Consider the following 14,590-nt stretch of genomic DNA (forward strand, 5'->3'; position numbering starts at 1 on the left):
TCTTTACGATATTCACTCCTTATGACCTAAACAATGAAACATTATTCATTTCTTTTTATCAAGATTCATCATTTCTTAACATTTTTAATGTGATTTTAGTTGAAAGTTGTCGGTTCTTGTCATGCTTTCCCCAAAGATGACGCATAAAATCATCTTCTCGGCTTACACTATGGTTAAAAAATCTGTGAGAGGAGGCTAAAGATGCCAAATACGAATGAGCAAACACGCTTACACTTTTTATCAGGCGGTTTTGAGGAAAAGATTCGGATTCTGAACAAAGCATTTCAACAAAGCGCTGATTTTGAATACCGGGAATTGATGGTGAATGAAACGAAATCAGTGCTGTTTTTTATTAAAACTAGAGTCGATGAAAGCAAATTAAACGACTTCATTATCGGCAACTTGCTCGGTCCTCCTGGAAAACAGGACTATGCAAAATCTCTTAGTTCACTCGAAACAGGTGACTTGACGCTGATTGTCGACAGCATTATTGCCGGAAGTATTGCCTTCCTTGATGAAAAATCCGCACAGATCAAAATATTTGCTGTTGGGCAGCCGCCGCTGCGTTCCATTTCTGAACCTTCTTCTGAAAGTATTATTGCAGGCGCACATGATGGGTTTGTTGAGAGTTTAGATACCAATTTATATTTGCTGCGTTCACACTTAAATGATCGAAAACTTGCAATCCAGTATCATAAGGTCGGTACAAAATCTGAAACAAAGGTTGCAACGGTTTATATTTCTGATATTGCCAATCAAGAAAAGATAGATGAGGTTAACAAACGAATTTCTTCTATTAAAGTAGACACGCTGCTTAGCCCCGGTTCTATTGTAGAGGCGATTGAAGATGATTCGTATTCCATCTTCCCGCAGCTTATTGACACAGAACGACCTGACAAAGTGAGATCTGCCATTCTTGAAGGAAGAATTGTCGTCTTAATGGATGGCAGCCCAATGGCTATCATTTTGCCTATTACGTTCTTTAGCTTCTTTCAATCACCAGATGACTATAATAGCCGCTGGATTCCGGCTACATTTATTCGTATTCTTCGTTATATTGCCTGTATCATCGCTGTGATTTTGCCTTCTTTTTATATTGCAGTCATCGGCTTTCATTATGAGGTAGTCCCGGATGAATTAGCGATTACGATGAAAAATTCCATTATCGGCATTCCTTTTCCGCCTTTAATAGAAGCTATGCTGATGGAGATTACGATTGAGCTCATACGCGAGGCAGGTGTGCGTCTGCCAAAACCAATTGGACAGACCATTGGGATCGTAGGCGGTTTGGTCATTGGAGATGCGGTAGTAAAAGCTGGGCTCATTTCCAATGTTCTTATCGTTGTGGTCGCCGTGACCGCTGTTGCTTCCTTTGTTCTTCCTTCGTTTGAAATGACGTCTACCATCAGGATGCTGCGTTTTCCGCTCATGTTCATGGCATCGATGTTTGGGTTTATTGGCATTTCATTCGGTCTGTCGATCGTCCTGATGAATTTATGCCGCCTTGAATCACTAGGTGTCCCGTATTTATCTCCAGTAACTCCATTTAACTGGCAGGATTTAAAAGACACTGTGATTCGATTACCAATGTGGATGTATAAAAATCGCCCTGTTTACTTAAACCCAAAAAAGAAAGAGCAAATTGAAAATTTGAGAGGATGGAAAAATCAAGATGAAAAATAAAATATCTCCATCTCAAGCTGTCTTTTTTATCATTCAATCTCAAATTGGTGTCGGTATTTTAGCCCTGCCTCATTTGCTCATGAAAGATATGGGGCATGATGGCTGGATGGCTATCATTTTGGCCTGTTTTTTTATCCAAATCATCAATACCATTTTTATATATATCATTCACAAATACCCTGAGACATCATTTTTCGAGGCGTTAATTGAGGTTTTTGGAAAATGGGTTGGGCGAATCTTAGTGGCTCTTTATACAATTTATTTCGCCTCAGTCTGTATTGTCGTTCTATCTATTTTCACGAGAATTCTGGGTATATGGGTTTTACCACTTACACCCAATTGGGTCATCAACCTACTACTCATGATATCCATCCTTTACATCGCCAAGGAACAAATTACAGCGATTGTCAGATTCAACTTTATTCTGACTCCTTTTTTACTCTTGTTGTCTCTCATCATGCTGTATTCATTAAAAGGAACCAATATCGACTACCTTATGCCCTTTTTCCAAACGGACTTCTCTCAATTTCAGCTTGGATTGAAGGATGTTGTATTATCTATGAATGGATTTGAGATGATTCTGATCATCTCTCCACTGATGAAAGGCACCATTAAAGCGCGATACAAGGTCATGACCATTGCCAATATATGCACGACTCTTTACTACCTATTTATCACAGTGATTTGTTTTATGTTTTTCAGCCCGATTGAGCTTAAAATCATTCCAAATCCTGTTCTTTATCTGTTAAAAACCATTTCGTTCGGTGTGATTGAGCGGACGGATTTAATTTTTCTTAGTTTCTGGGTATTTGTCATTTTAGCCACACTCAGTAATTATCTTTACTTTTGTGCAAATGGCGTAGCAAGTATTCTCAAGAAAAAAGACCACAAAAAATACGTCTTTTATTTTGCCATTTTGATCTATGCGGCTAGCTGTTACCTTGCAACCGATAATTTTAGAATTCAGCGTTTTAATGATTTTACCACCATCGCTCAATATTCATTTATTTACACACTCCCAATCTTTATGGCCATTATCATCTTTATCAAACATCGCAAAGGGAAGGTGAAATCACATGCGTCATAAGTACATACTGACGTTGCTCATGTGTGTGTCTCTCATATTCATGCCTGGCTGCTGGGATCAGAACCTATTAAAGAATATCTCTCTTGTTTTAACCTCTGCTGTTGATCAAGGAGAAGATGACAATGCGAAGTACTCGATTACTTATCGAAAGGTGCAGCAGTCTCAAAGTATGGAGCAAGGAAATACTGGCAGCTTTTTAACCACTCTTCTCACAACGGAAGCACCTACTTTAAGAAAAGCAAGAACCAACTTCAGCCGGATAGTGGATCAAAAAATAGACATGTCGAAAATGCGGGTGATGCTGATCGGTGATGAATTTGCCCAAAATCGTCTTCTGCCCTATTTAGATATGTTTTATCGTGATCCGAAAAGCCCCCTCCTCGCAAATCTTGCCGTTGTTCAAGGGGGAACTTGTGAAGAAGTGATTAACTCGCTACTGAAGGAAAAGCTCATTGTGAGTGACTATTTAAATAACTTGATCACAACCGCATCACGCTCATCCCAAGTAGCACCTAAAAACATTCAAAGTATTCGATCTAAAATGCTCCAAACTGGAGAGGACTTCACATTGCCCTTAATCCATTTTGATCAATCGAAGAAATTAATCAGTGTAAAAGGTGTTGCCCTATTTGATAATGAGAAAAAGAAAGGCGAGTTGTACGGTCAAGATGCGATCTTGCTCACCATCATGGACGGAAAAATGGGCAAGTATGCCAACTTCACAAAAAAAGTGAGAAGCGACATGAAGTCAAAAGAAAACAATTACATTACGATTCAAGTCACTGATGTAAAGAGAGACATCGAGATTCTAAATCCTGATCATCGAAACTTAACATACTCACTCAAATTTGAATTTAATACTTCTGTCATTGAGTACCCAAAAGATAACCTTGATACTGACAAAAAAATTGAAATGCTCAACAAAAAGCTATCAGTCATTTTGACAAAAGAAGCAGAAAAAATTATCGCTGCCCTGCAAGATGCGAATTCCGATGTGCTAAGCCTCGGCAGAAAATACAGAGTCAGACATTATGATGAGTATATGAAAATGAATTGGGTCACCGATTATCCAAAAGTGAAGATCATTCCAAAAATCAAAGTGAACATTACTCAAACAGGCATTATTAGTTAAGAAAAGGAAGACGTCCTCTTTCTTTTCTTTTTTTATTTTTTTAAGATTGTTTTTTCAATGCTTTCGTGATAATCTATCTGTGTAAACGGTTACACATCAAAGAAGGGAGGCACTCCATTGGCTACAATTAAAGATGTTGCAAAAGCTGCTCAAGTGTCTGTTGCAACTGTTTCACGCGTGCTCAATGATACTGGATACGTCCATATTGATACGAAAACCCGTGTGACACAAGCGATGCAGGAGCTCAACTACTTCCCCAATGAAGTGGCACGATCCCTTTTTAAAAGAGAATCAAGATTAGTTGGTCTCATCTTACCTGATATCACAAACCCCTTCTTCCCTCAGCTGGCTAGAGGCGTTGAGGATGAGATTCATGCAAACGGTTTTCGTTTATTATTCGGAAACAGTGATGAAGATCGGGAGAAGGAAATGGCCTATTTACAAACCTTTAAGCAAAACCAGGTGGTCGGTGTCATCGCTGTCACAAACGAACCTGAATCGGATTTATACAATGATGATGAACTGCCTGTTGTCTTCTTAGATCGTACCGTTCCAAATGCACCTTCTGTGTTTGCAGATGCTACGGCAGGTGGGAAAATGGCTGCAATGGAATTAATCAAACGCGGCAGTCAGCAAATCACATTGCTAAAAGGGCCCGCTCATCTTCAAACGGCGCGGCAAAGATTCAAAGGCGCACTTGATGTTCTGACTGAAGAAGGTGCTAACTTTCATGTGATGTCTAACGCTTCTTTTTCTTTTCAGGAAGCCCGAAAAAGCGCCAAGGCTCTTTTCAAGCTGTACCCTGAAACAGATGGCATCATTGCCAGCAATGACATCGTCGCAGCAGCCGTCGTACACGAAGCGCTTCGTATTGGAAAAGCCATTCCAGAAGACGTCCAAATCATTGGATTTGATGATATTCCGCAAAGTGAACTGCTCTTCCCTTCTTTATCAACGATCCGGCAGCCTGCCTATGATATGGGGAAAGAAGCCGCAAAGCTGATCATTAAAGCCATTCAAAAACAGCCAATAGATCAAGCAGTTATTCAAATGCCCGTCTCTTTTATTGAACGAGAGACCACAAGAAAGACCACAAGAAAGGTGGATTCACAATGAGTCAAATAGTTGTCGTAGGAAGTTGTTCCATGGATCTAGTTGTCACATCGAATAAGCGTCCTAGTGCCGGAGAAACCGTCCTAGGCGAATCATTTAAAACGGTTCCTGGGGGAAAAGGAGCCAATCAAGCAGTAGCAAGCGCAAGGCTCGGTGCAGATGTATATATGATCGGCCGAGTTGGTGATGACGCGTATGGTCAGGACATTATGAGCAATTTGCAAGCACAAGGTGTTCGCACCACCTATATGAAACCGGTTACCGAAATGGAAAGCGGAACAGCTCATATCATTTTAGCTGAAGGAGATAACAGCATTGTTGTCGTCAAAGGAGCAAACAATGAGGTAACACCTCATTATGTAAAAGATGCTCTTTCTTCTATTGAAAATATCGGAATCGTCCTCATCCAGCAGGAAATTCCTGAAGAAACAGTCGAAGCCGTCTGCGCCATTTGCAGCGAAAAAGGGATTCCAGTCATCTTAAATCCCGCACCAGCTCGCAAAGTCTCTCAGCAAATATTAGATCAAGCTGCCTATATCACGCCAAACGAACACGAAGCAGCTCTTATGTTTGATGGACTCACCATAGCAGAGGCTTTGCGCCAATATCCAAACAAATTACTCATTACAGAAGGAAAAAGTGGTGTTCGATACTTTGACGGATCAAAAGAAGTGTTGGTACCGGGCTATCCTGTGAAAGCCGTCGACACTACAGGCGCTGGCGATACTTTTAACGGCGCTTTAGCTGTAGCACTAACAGAAGGAAAATCCCTATTCGACGCACTTGCCTTTGCCAACTTAGCCGCATCTATCTCAGTCACAAAATTTGGTGCCCAAGGCGGCATGCCAGCAAGAGAAGAATTGGAGAATAAGAAATGAAGAAAAATGGTATTTTAAATAGTCATATCGCCAAGGTGCTTGCTGATCTTGGTCATACAGATACGATTGTCATCGCAGACTGCGGCCTGCCCATTCCAGAAGGCCCGGTCAAGATCGACCTTGCATTATCCATCGGCACACCATCCTTTCAGGAGGTTACTTCCCTTCTTCTTGAGGAAATGGCCATTGAACACATCACGATCGCCAGTGAAATCAAAGAAGCCAATGAGAGAGATCATTTTTTTCTAAAGAAAGCGTTCTCAAATCCGTTAGATGAAGTCGATCACGAGACGTTCAAAGACATGACCAAACAGGCAAAAGCAGTGATTCGAACGGGTGAAGCCACCCCATACGCAAACTGCATTCTTCATGCCGGTGTCATCTTTTAAAAGGAGGAGCCACTTATGAACATTGAAATGCATAACATCCATAAGGCCTTTGGAAAAAACACCGTTCTCGCCGGGGTCTCCTTTGACCTCGTCACAGGTGAAGTCCATGCACTTATGGGTGAAAACGGGGCAGGAAAATCAACGTTAATGAATCTGCTGACAGGACTCTATTCCCTGGATCAAGGAACGATTCAAATCGACGAAAAAGAAACCGCTTTCAAAAATCCGAAAGAAGCCGAGCAGAACGGGATTGCCTTCATTCATCAGGAGCTGAATATATGGCCTGATATGACGGTACTCGAGAATTTATTTATCGGGAAAGAAATCTATACAAAACTTGGTCTCCTAGACACCAAAAAAATGAAAACACTCGCCCAAGCGCAGCTCGACCGATTGTCTGTCAACTTATCGCTCGATCAAGAGGCAGGAAGCTGTTCTGTCGGCCAAAAGCAGATGATTGAGATTGCGAAAGCGTTAATGACCGATGCAAAGGTCATTATTATGGATGAACCAACAGCTGCTCTCACAGACCGTGAGATTGAAAAGCTATTTCAGGTCATTGAATCACTCAAAAAAGAAGGCGTTTCCATCGTCTACATTTCTCACCGGATGGAAGAAATCTTTGCCATCTGTGACCGGATTACGATCATGCGTGACGGAAAAACGGTCGATACGAAAGCGATACCGGACACGAATTTCCATGAAGTCGTCAAAAAAATGGTCGGCCGCGAATTAACAGATCGTTACCCTGAGCGCACACCTTCTACTGGTGATATCGTCCTAGAGGTGAAGCAAGCAACGAGGAAAGGCCGCTTTCAAGATGTCAGTTTTTCCGTCAAAGCTGGGGAAATTGTCGGTGTTGCAGGCTTAATGGGCGCTGGCCGGACAGAAATGATGCGGTCGCTCTTTGGACTCGATCCCCTGGATCAAGGAGAAATTTGGGTTCATGGGAAAAAGGCTGTTATTAAAAAACCAAGTGATGCGGTCAAGCTTGGCATCGGTTTTATTACGGAGGATCGCAAAGATGAAGGACTGATGCTAGATGCATCCATTCGGGAAAACATCGGGTTACCTAACTTAGACAGCTTCTCTCCAAAGGGGCTGATTGATAAGAAAAACGAACAGGATTTTGTTGACCTGCTCATCAAACGACTCACGATCAAAACCGCTTCATCTGAAATCTCTGCACGCAGCCTGTCCGGTGGAAATCAGCAAAAGGTCGTCATCGCCAAATGGATCGGCATTCAACCGAAGGTGCTGATTTTAGATGAACCGACAAGAGGTGTCGACGTCGGGGCGAAACGAGAAATTTATCAGCTCATGAACGAGCTGACAGATCGAGGTGTTGCCATTTTGATGGTCTCCTCTGAGCTCCCAGAAGTTCTTGGGATGAGCGATCGAGTGCTTGTCATCCATGAAGGAACCATCAGCGGAGAATTAAGTAAAACAGAAGCTACACAAGAACGAATTATGACACTAGCTACAGGAGGGAAGTAACATGAAACCACTTACTTCAAATGGACGATTTGATCACATCATGCAAAAGCTTGGGCCATTCTTAGGACTCATCATCCTTGTCGCCATTGTTTCTATCTTAAATCCGGCCTTTTTAGAACCATTAAACATTTTAAACTTACTCAGACAAATCTCCATTAACGCCCTCATTGCCTTTGGCATGACATTTGTTATTTTAACCGGAGGAATTGATTTGTCTGTCGGTGCCATTCTAGCGCTGTCTAGTGCTCTGACTGCCGGCTTTATTGTATCTGGTTTGGACCCGATTCTTGCCATCATCGTTGGATGTATCATCGGTGCCATCCTTGGAATGATCAACGGTCTTTTAATCACAAAAGGAAAAATGGCTCCTTTTATCGCAACACTTGCGACGATGACGATTTTCAGAGGATTGACGCTTGTTTATACAGACGGAAACCCAATTACAGGGCTTGGCTCTAACTATGCATTTCAGCTATTTGGCCGTGGATATTTCTTAGGCATTCCTGTTCCAGCGATCACCATGCTTCTCACCTTTATCGTACTCTGGGTCTTGCTTCATAAAACACCTTTTGGCAGAAGAACGTATGCCATTGGCGGAAATGAAAAAGCAGCCCTCATCTCAGGTATTAAAGTACCACGCGTCAAAATCATGATTTATTCCTTAGCCGGCTTTATGTCTGCTTTAGCAGGTGCGATCTTAACATCTCGTCTCAACTCAGCCCAGCCAACAGCTGGTACGTCGTATGAACTTGATGCAATTGCTGCCGTTGTACTTGGCGGGACAAGCCTATCCGGCGGAAGAGGGCGAATTGTCGGCACACTCATCGGGGTACTCATTATCGGGGTCTTGAACAATGGTATGAACTTACTTGGTGTTTCATCATTCTATCAGTCTGTTGTGAAAGGGATTGTCATCTTAATTGCAGTCCTACTCGACAGAAAGAAATCTGCTTAAGGAGGCAGCTGCTATGAAAAAATATGTAATCCTGATCGTGACTCTCTCACTATTCATGCTTTCTGCCTGCTCGCTTGAACCGCCAGAGTGGGCCAAATCAACAAAGGATGGCAAGAAAAAAGACATGAAAATCGGACTGTCGATCTCGACTTTAAATAACCCATTCTTCGTTTCTCTTAAAAACGGCGTGACAAAAGAAGCGAAAAAGCTTGGCATCGAAGTTGTCATTGCCGATGCACAAAATGATTCAGCCAAACAAACGAGTGATGTAGAAGATTTAATTCAACAAGGGGTTGATGCATTACTCATTAACCCAGCCGATTCCTCTGCCATATCAACGGCTGTCGAATCTGCGAATGCTTCAGACATACCGGTCATCACATTAGACCGTTCGGCAGAAAGCGGAAAGGTTGAAGCGCTCGTTGCTTCCGATAACATCAAAGGCGGCGAAATGGCCGCTAACTTTATCATCGACAAAGTCGGTAAAGGAGCAAAAGTGGCTGAACTAGAAGGTGTACCAGGTGCTTCTGCGACACGTGAACGAGGAAAAGGTTTCCATCAAATTGCAGACAAACAGTTAGATGTCACAGCAAAACAAGCCGCTGACTTCGACCGGACAAAAGGGCTCAACGTGATGGAAAACCTTCTTCAAGGAAACCCTGACATCAAAGCCGTTTTTGCCCACAATGATGAAATGGCGCTTGGCGCACTAGAGGCCATCCAAAGCTCTGGAAAAGACATTCTTGTCGTTGGTTTTGACGGTAACGAAGATGCACTCAACTCGATCAAAGCAGGAAAACTATCTGCAACAGTCGCGCAGCAGCCAGAGCTGATCGGTCAACTGGCAGTCGGCGCTGCGGACGATGTATTAAAAGGCAAAAAGGTAGAAAAAAATATCGCCGCTCCATTGAAACTAGAACAAAAGAAATAAACACTAAACCCCCGATAGCCTCGGGGGTTTTAGATGTTATTCCGGTCTCTTCAGTACAAATGGCGTACCTAAATGGGCATAATCATTCCCCGCTAAACGTGCAACTGGCTTTAATTCATTCGTAAAAATATATCCTTTTTCCGCATCATAGACGGATTCATCTAAATGCGCACACACCACCCGGCCAATGATATGATCGACTGTGATCTCCCCTTCATCATTTTGAAAGGTCAGATGTTTTTCCAGCTGACATTCAAAGCGAATGCGTGCTTCCTTGATTCCTGGCACTGACACCACGCTGCTCTTCACTTGATGAAGACCGGTACGAGTCAGCTCACTCTCATCCTCTGGCAAAGTAGCAGCTGTTTCATTAATATCTTCAATCATCGCTTCATCACTCACATGGACAACAAATTCTTCCCTGTCGATGATATGTTTTGCTGTATCTTTCATCTCTCCTTGACGACGTCCAATAGAAACAGCGATCAGCGGAGGATGGCCGCTAATGACATTAAAGAAACTAAATGGTGCAGCATTGACGACTTCTTCTTTAGAAAGGCTTGTAATAAATGCAATGGGTCTTGGAACGACGGAACCAGATAATACTTTATATGCTTCTTTTCGTGACAACTGATCCATTTGTAATGTAATCACTTCAGACACGCCTCCTCTTATATGTAACGACATCATACCATACCCCGTTCTCTCTTCCCTTATTCCGGCTCAGCACGATGGAGAATATGATGGACAAGATGAAACAATGCCGGATTATGATTTTCTCGTCTATAAGAAATGGTCCATTCCGCGAGTAGCTGCTCACCTTCAATTGACCGATACACCACATCTAAATTAAATAAACGCCGGGCCGATGTTGGAATGATAGCAATTCCGATTCCCGCTGTGACAAGACCAATGACCATTTGATATTCTGCTGCTTCCTGCACGATATTGGGTGAAAATCCGTACTTTTCACAAAGTAGGACAAAATGCTGATAAAGGGACGGCCATGATTCCTTTGATAAAGAAATAATCGGCTCATCACGAATATCTTCAATCGTGACCGCTTCTTTTTCCGCCAGCGGATGGTTTTTCGGAATCGCAAAAATACATTCACTTTGCTTCATTAAACGACTGACCAATTCTTCTTGCGGTGATGTAGGATGCAAAAAACCAATATCAATCTCACCATTCAAAAGCGCCTCAAGCTGCTGCGGGACAGAGAGCTGTTGCAGCTCAATACTGACAGAGGGGTACAGCTCTCTGAATTCACGGACAACTGGCGGCAGAATATCATATGTCGCTGTACCAACGAAACCGATGATAATCTTCCCAAGCTCCCCTCTTGCCGTATGCCGGGCATGATCAACGGCTTTATCAAGCTGATGCAGCACCCCCCGGACCTCATGTAAAAAAACCTTTCCAGCAGCTGTTAACTCCACCACCCGTTTAGACCGGTGAAACAAAGGAAATCCCAATTCTTCCTCAAACTGCTTAATTTGCTGACTAAGTGGAGGCTGTGTCATGTTCAATCGTGCGGCCGCTCTGCCGAAATGCAGCTCCTCCGCGACTGTGACAAAATACTGCAAATGTCTCAGTTCCATCCTTTCACTCCTCAAACACTTATTCGTGAAACATATTAAAACTACGTTAAACATATATTGGAAAATTTATTTTGTGAAATGTATAGTAAATCATATCATGAAAATATATTTTCATAAAAAATTTTACTTGCCGAAAGGAGTGCGGGGTAAATGAATTCTCAAACACAACCCCTAACAAAACGAGGAGCAGAGTTGATTGTCGATACGCTCATTGCCCAAGGTGTGACCCATGTTTTTGCGATTCCAGGTGCAAAAATTGATGCAGTATTTGATGTATTAAAAGACAGAGGTCCAGAGCTTGTGCTATGCAGACACGAACAAAATGCGGCATTCATGGCAGCAGCTGTCGGTCGTTTAACTGGCAAACCAGGCGTTTGTCTCGTCACATCAGGTCCTGGCGCATCCAATTTAGCGACAGGTCTATTAACAGCCAATACAGAAGGTGACCCTGTTGTTGCAATCGCTGGAAACGTCATCCGTGCGGATCGGCTCAAACGAACACATCAATCACTCGACAATGCGGCATTATTCAAACCAGTGACAAAATATAGCGTTGAAGTACAAGACGTAAACAATATACCAGAAGCCTTAACAAATGCTTTTCGCGCGGCACAAAGAGGTCAAGCTGGGGCAGCATTTATCAGCTTTCCACAAGATGTCGTGACCGAACACACCACACAAACACCAGTGTCTGCTCACCCTTCTCCAGAACTAGGTCCTGCACCGGATGCTCTCATCAGTTCGGCCATCGCCAAAATTCAAAATGCGCACTTACCTGTTGCAATTGTGGGAATGAAAGCTAGCCGTCCAGCTGCGGCAAATGCGACAAGAACATTATTAAAAACACTTGGTATCCCATTTGTCGAAACGTACCAAGGAGCCGGTGTTCTCTCAAGAGAGCTTGAGCCTCAATATGTGGGCAGAATCGGTTTATTCCGTAATCAGCCAGGCGACCTTCTCATTGAGAAAGCAGATGTGATTTTAACTATTGGCTTTGATCCAATCGAATACGATCCGAAGCATTGGAATTTGAAACCGCAGCAGCGTCAAATCATCCATGTGGATGACATGCAGGCAGATATTGACCATTTCTATGAACCGACGCTTGAGCTTGTGGGCAATATATCTGAAACAGTGCAACATCTAGCCCACGACAGCGTTCCACTTTCATTATGCAAAAAGAACGTAGATCTCGTCACAGAATTACAAGAGCTGTTAAGTGATATCGAAAAAGCACCAGAAAGAGAAAGTCATTTATCACACCCGTTGGATGTCATTCATACGTTGAGACGTATCATCCCAGATGACACGAAAGTGACATGTGATATCGGATCGCACGCCATTTGGATGTCTCGCCACTTCCGTGTTTATGAACCGAACACGTTCCTAGTAAGTAACGGAATGCAAACACTTGGCGTGGCACTACCGTGGGCGATTGCAGCCTCCATATTAAATCCAGATGAAAAGATCATTTCAGTCTCAGGTGATGGCGGTTTTCTCTTCTCCGCCATGGAATTAGAAACAGCCGTGCGCATGAAAACAAATCTCGTTCATCTCGTTTGGAACGACAGCACATACGATATGGTGGCATTCCAGCAGGAAATGAAGTATGACCGTACGTCTTGTGTTGAGTTCGGTCAGATCGACTTAGTGAAATATGCAGAAAGCTTTGGAGCAACTGGATTACGTGTCAACTCACCTGAAGAGCTTTCAACTGTCCTTCAAAAGGGTATAAACATAGAAGGGCCCGTTATTATTGATATACCGATAGACTATCAAGACAACCCAGACCTCGCCAGTCAAAAATGGCCAGAAGTCTTTCGTGAAAAACACACAACGAACGTCAGATAAGACTTCGATACATTACGTTAAAGGAGTGAGCGGACATGGGTATGATGCACCCAATGAATCAACAAAACAACACAATACCGCAGGACAAAAAGCAAGAGGTCTATCAAGTATCAACCATGACCTCCTTGCTGGAAGCCGTATACGATGGAGATTTCTCCCTATCACATATTCCCGAGCACGGTGATTTTGGCATTGGCACATTCAATCAATTAGATGGGGAACTAATCGGCTTTGACGGCGCTTTTTATCGACTGCGCTCTGATGGAACAGCCACACCAGTAACCGATCAAGATTATTCACCATTCTGTTCTCTAGCATTCTTTGAAACGGACATCGTTCATCGAATTGATGCACCGATGACGTCCAAAGAGCTAGAGGAAGAAATCGACCGAATCTTACCGAGCAAGAATGTCTTTTATGCGATCCGCATCGATGGGTCATTCAAAAAGGTTCAAACCCGTACGGTTGAAAAACAGGAAAAACCTTACGTTCCGATGGTGGAAGCAGTCAAGTCACAGCCTATTTTCGATTTTGAAAATATTCGCGGAACGATTGCAGGCTTCCGTACACCACAGTACGCACATGGCATTGCGGTAAGTGGATATCATCTCCACTTTATTGATGATGATCGAAGCGTAGGCGGGCATGTATTTGATTACACTGTGGATCAAGTGACCATCCGAATTTCCCAAAAACGTCACATGAACTTACACCTTCCAAATACGCAGGAGTTCTTCCAAGCAGACATTGATCGTGCTGACCTTGCACAGCAAATTGCCAGTGCGGAAAGCAGCCCAGAAAAATAAAATGAACACACCCCGGTGATGTCGGGGTGTTTTTTTATGCAAAAAGATATGTTATCTTCTTTTATTATTTCATTTCGTCGCTCAATTAAAAATCAAACATTCTATTCGTAATAAAATATGATAGAATATCAACAGAAGAAAGGTGGTTATACGGTGGCACATGAATATCGCATTCCAAACTTAACATTAGATGAAAGAGATAAACAAATTCTTTCCTTATTACACGAGGACGGGCGTATGTCCTATACAGATCTAGGGAAACAAGTCGGCCTTTCCCGTGTTGCTGTACAAGCCCGTATTCAGCAACTCATTGAAGCAGGTGTCATTGAACGATTCACCGCTGTCATTAATCCAGCAAAGATCGGCATTCATGTCTCTGTCTTTTTTAACGTAGAGGTTGAGCCGAAATGTTTAGAAACAGTCGCCCTTCAGCTTGAGCAGGAAACAGCCGTCACAAGCCTTTATCATATGACAGGACCAAGCAAGCTGCATATGCATGGCATTTTTCAAAATGAACAGGAAATGGAGACGTTCCTGACAAAGAAGCTGTACCCGCTTGAAGGCGTCGTCAGTGTTGACTGTCAAATGCTCATTAAACGATATAAAAGCCGAATGGGCATGAAATTGTAGATAGGAGTTGAACCACTTGCAATCATATCTTGAACTC

14 protein-coding genes are annotated in these 14,590 nt (G+C 42.9%); 12 read left to right on the forward strand and 2 right to left on the reverse strand.

Going from position 1 to position 14,590, the window contains the following annotated elements; all coding sequences use genetic code 11:
• Window positions 1–201: 201 nt before the first annotated feature.
• From ES896_RS03055 to rbsB, 9 genes are all read left to right on the forward strand, one after another.
• Window positions 202–1,683 carry a spore germination protein gene (locus ES896_RS03055; protein WP_025208101.1) on the forward strand — a complete coding sequence of 494 codons (1,482 nt, stop codon included), beginning with the start codon at window positions 202–204 and terminating at the stop codon, window positions 1,681–1,683.
• The gene (locus ES896_RS03060; protein WP_079920195.1) at window positions 1,673–2,770 is read left to right on the forward strand and encodes a GerAB/ArcD/ProY family transporter; all 1,098 of its coding nucleotides are present in this window, start codon (window positions 1,673–1,675) and stop codon (window positions 2,768–2,770) included. The genes ES896_RS03055 and ES896_RS03060 overlap by 11 nt, the downstream gene beginning before the upstream one ends.
• A complete protein-coding gene (locus ES896_RS03065) occupies window positions 2,760–3,902 on the forward strand; it encodes a Ger(x)C family spore germination protein (protein ID WP_025208103.1) in 1,143 nt (380 codons plus the stop codon). The genes ES896_RS03060 and ES896_RS03065 overlap by 11 nt, the downstream gene beginning before the upstream one ends.
• A 117-nt stretch (window positions 3,903–4,019) precedes the next feature.
• Window positions 4,020–5,018, forward strand: a complete 999-nt coding sequence (locus tag ES896_RS03070; protein ID WP_129547924.1) for a LacI family DNA-binding transcriptional regulator — start codon at window positions 4,020–4,022, stop codon at window positions 5,016–5,018.
• Window positions 5,015–5,893: a ribokinase gene (gene rbsK / locus ES896_RS03075; protein ID WP_135226393.1), complete on the forward strand. Its 879-nt coding sequence runs from the start codon at window positions 5,015–5,017 to the stop codon at window positions 5,891–5,893. Before ES896_RS03070 ends, rbsK begins: the two co-directional genes overlap by 4 nt.
• The gene (rbsD, locus tag ES896_RS03080) at window positions 5,890–6,282 is read left to right on the forward strand and encodes a D-ribose pyranase (protein WP_135226394.1); all 393 of its coding nucleotides are present in this window, start codon (window positions 5,890–5,892) and stop codon (window positions 6,280–6,282) included. Before rbsK ends, rbsD begins: the two co-directional genes overlap by 4 nt.
• A gap of 15 nt (window positions 6,283–6,297) precedes the next feature.
• Entirely contained in the window at window positions 6,298–7,779 is a 1,482-nt protein-coding gene (locus ES896_RS03085; protein WP_008343268.1) for a sugar ABC transporter ATP-binding protein, read from the forward strand.
• Between the two features lies 1 nt (window position 7,780).
• Window positions 7,781–8,734 carry a ribose ABC transporter permease RbsC gene (gene rbsC, locus ES896_RS03090; protein WP_008343271.1) on the forward strand — a complete coding sequence of 318 codons (954 nt, stop codon included), beginning with the start codon at window positions 7,781–7,783 and terminating at the stop codon, window positions 8,732–8,734.
• A gap of 13 nt (window positions 8,735–8,747) precedes the next feature.
• Window positions 8,748–9,665: a ribose ABC transporter substrate-binding protein RbsB gene (gene rbsB / locus ES896_RS03095; protein WP_008343273.1), complete on the forward strand. Its 918-nt coding sequence runs from the start codon at window positions 8,748–8,750 to the stop codon at window positions 9,663–9,665.
• A gap of 36 nt (window positions 9,666–9,701) precedes the next feature.
• Here rbsB and ES896_RS03100 read toward each other — a convergent pair whose 3' ends face one another.
• Window positions 9,702–10,319 (reverse strand): flavin reductase family protein, encoded by a 618-nt coding sequence (locus ES896_RS03100; RefSeq protein ID WP_008343275.1) that lies wholly within the window; start codon window positions 10,317–10,319, stop codon window positions 9,702–9,704.
• 59 nt (window positions 10,320–10,378) lie between these two features.
• Entirely contained in the window at window positions 10,379–11,266 is an 888-nt protein-coding gene (alsR, locus tag ES896_RS03105; protein WP_008343276.1) for an acetoin biosynthesis transcriptional regulator AlsR, read from the reverse strand.
• A 150-nt stretch (window positions 11,267–11,416) separates the two neighbouring features.
• On the opposite strand from alsR, the gene alsS reads away from it, so the two are divergent.
• The 3 genes from alsS (at window position 11,417) to chrS (ending at window position 14,553) form a co-directional block, all read left to right on the forward strand.
• Complete coding sequence (gene alsS, locus ES896_RS03110; RefSeq protein ID WP_135226395.1) at window positions 11,417–13,117, forward strand: acetolactate synthase AlsS; 1,701 nt, start codon at window positions 11,417–11,419, stop codon at window positions 13,115–13,117.
• A 44-nt stretch (window positions 13,118–13,161) separates the two neighbouring features.
• Window positions 13,162–13,923 (forward strand): acetolactate decarboxylase, encoded by a 762-nt coding sequence (budA, locus tag ES896_RS03115; RefSeq protein WP_370529243.1) that lies wholly within the window; start codon window positions 13,162–13,164, stop codon window positions 13,921–13,923.
• Between the two features lie 153 nt (window positions 13,924–14,076).
• A complete protein-coding gene (chrS, locus tag ES896_RS03120; protein WP_017360010.1) occupies window positions 14,077–14,553 on the forward strand; it encodes a chromate efflux transcriptional regulator ChrS in 477 nt (158 codons plus the stop codon).
• Window positions 14,554–14,590 lie beyond the last annotated feature (37 nt).

This window comes from Bacillus sp. 005/A4HT-01/001 (genome assembly GCF_004634445.1).
Lineage (GTDB): Bacteria > Bacillota > Bacilli > Bacillales > Bacillaceae > Bacillus > Bacillus altitudinis.

Bases quoted from the DNA above. Each gene is read 5' to 3' on its own strand.
- rbsC (WP_008343271.1), top strand. From the start codon at position 7,781: ATGAAACCACTTACTTCAAATGGACGATTTGATCACATCATGCAAAAG.
- rbsD (WP_135226394.1), top strand. From the start codon at position 5,890: ATGAAGAAAAATGGTATTTTAAATAGTCATATCGCCAAGGTGCTTGCT.
- ES896_RS03055 (WP_025208101.1), top strand. From the start codon at position 202: ATGCCAAATACGAATGAGCAAACACGCTTACACTTTTTATCAGGCGGT.
- rbsK (WP_135226393.1), top strand. From the start codon at position 5,015: ATGAGTCAAATAGTTGTCGTAGGAAGTTGTTCCATGGATCTAGTTGTC.
- ES896_RS03065 (WP_025208103.1), top strand. From the start codon at position 2,760: ATGCGTCATAAGTACATACTGACGTTGCTCATGTGTGTGTCTCTCATA.
- rbsB (WP_008343273.1), top strand. From the start codon at position 8,748: ATGAAAAAATATGTAATCCTGATCGTGACTCTCTCACTATTCATGCTT.
- ES896_RS03060 (WP_079920195.1), top strand. From the start codon at position 1,673: ATGAAAAATAAAATATCTCCATCTCAAGCTGTCTTTTTTATCATTCAA.
- alsR (WP_008343276.1), bottom strand. From the start codon at position 11,266: ATGGAACTGAGACATTTGCAGTATTTTGTCACAGTCGCGGAGGAGCTG.
- budA (WP_370529243.1), top strand. From the start codon at position 13,162: ATGCACCCAATGAATCAACAAAACAACACAATACCGCAGGACAAAAAG.
- ES896_RS03085 (WP_008343268.1), top strand. From the start codon at position 6,298: ATGAACATTGAAATGCATAACATCCATAAGGCCTTTGGAAAAAACACC.
- alsS (WP_135226395.1), top strand. From the start codon at position 11,417: ATGAATTCTCAAACACAACCCCTAACAAAACGAGGAGCAGAGTTGATT.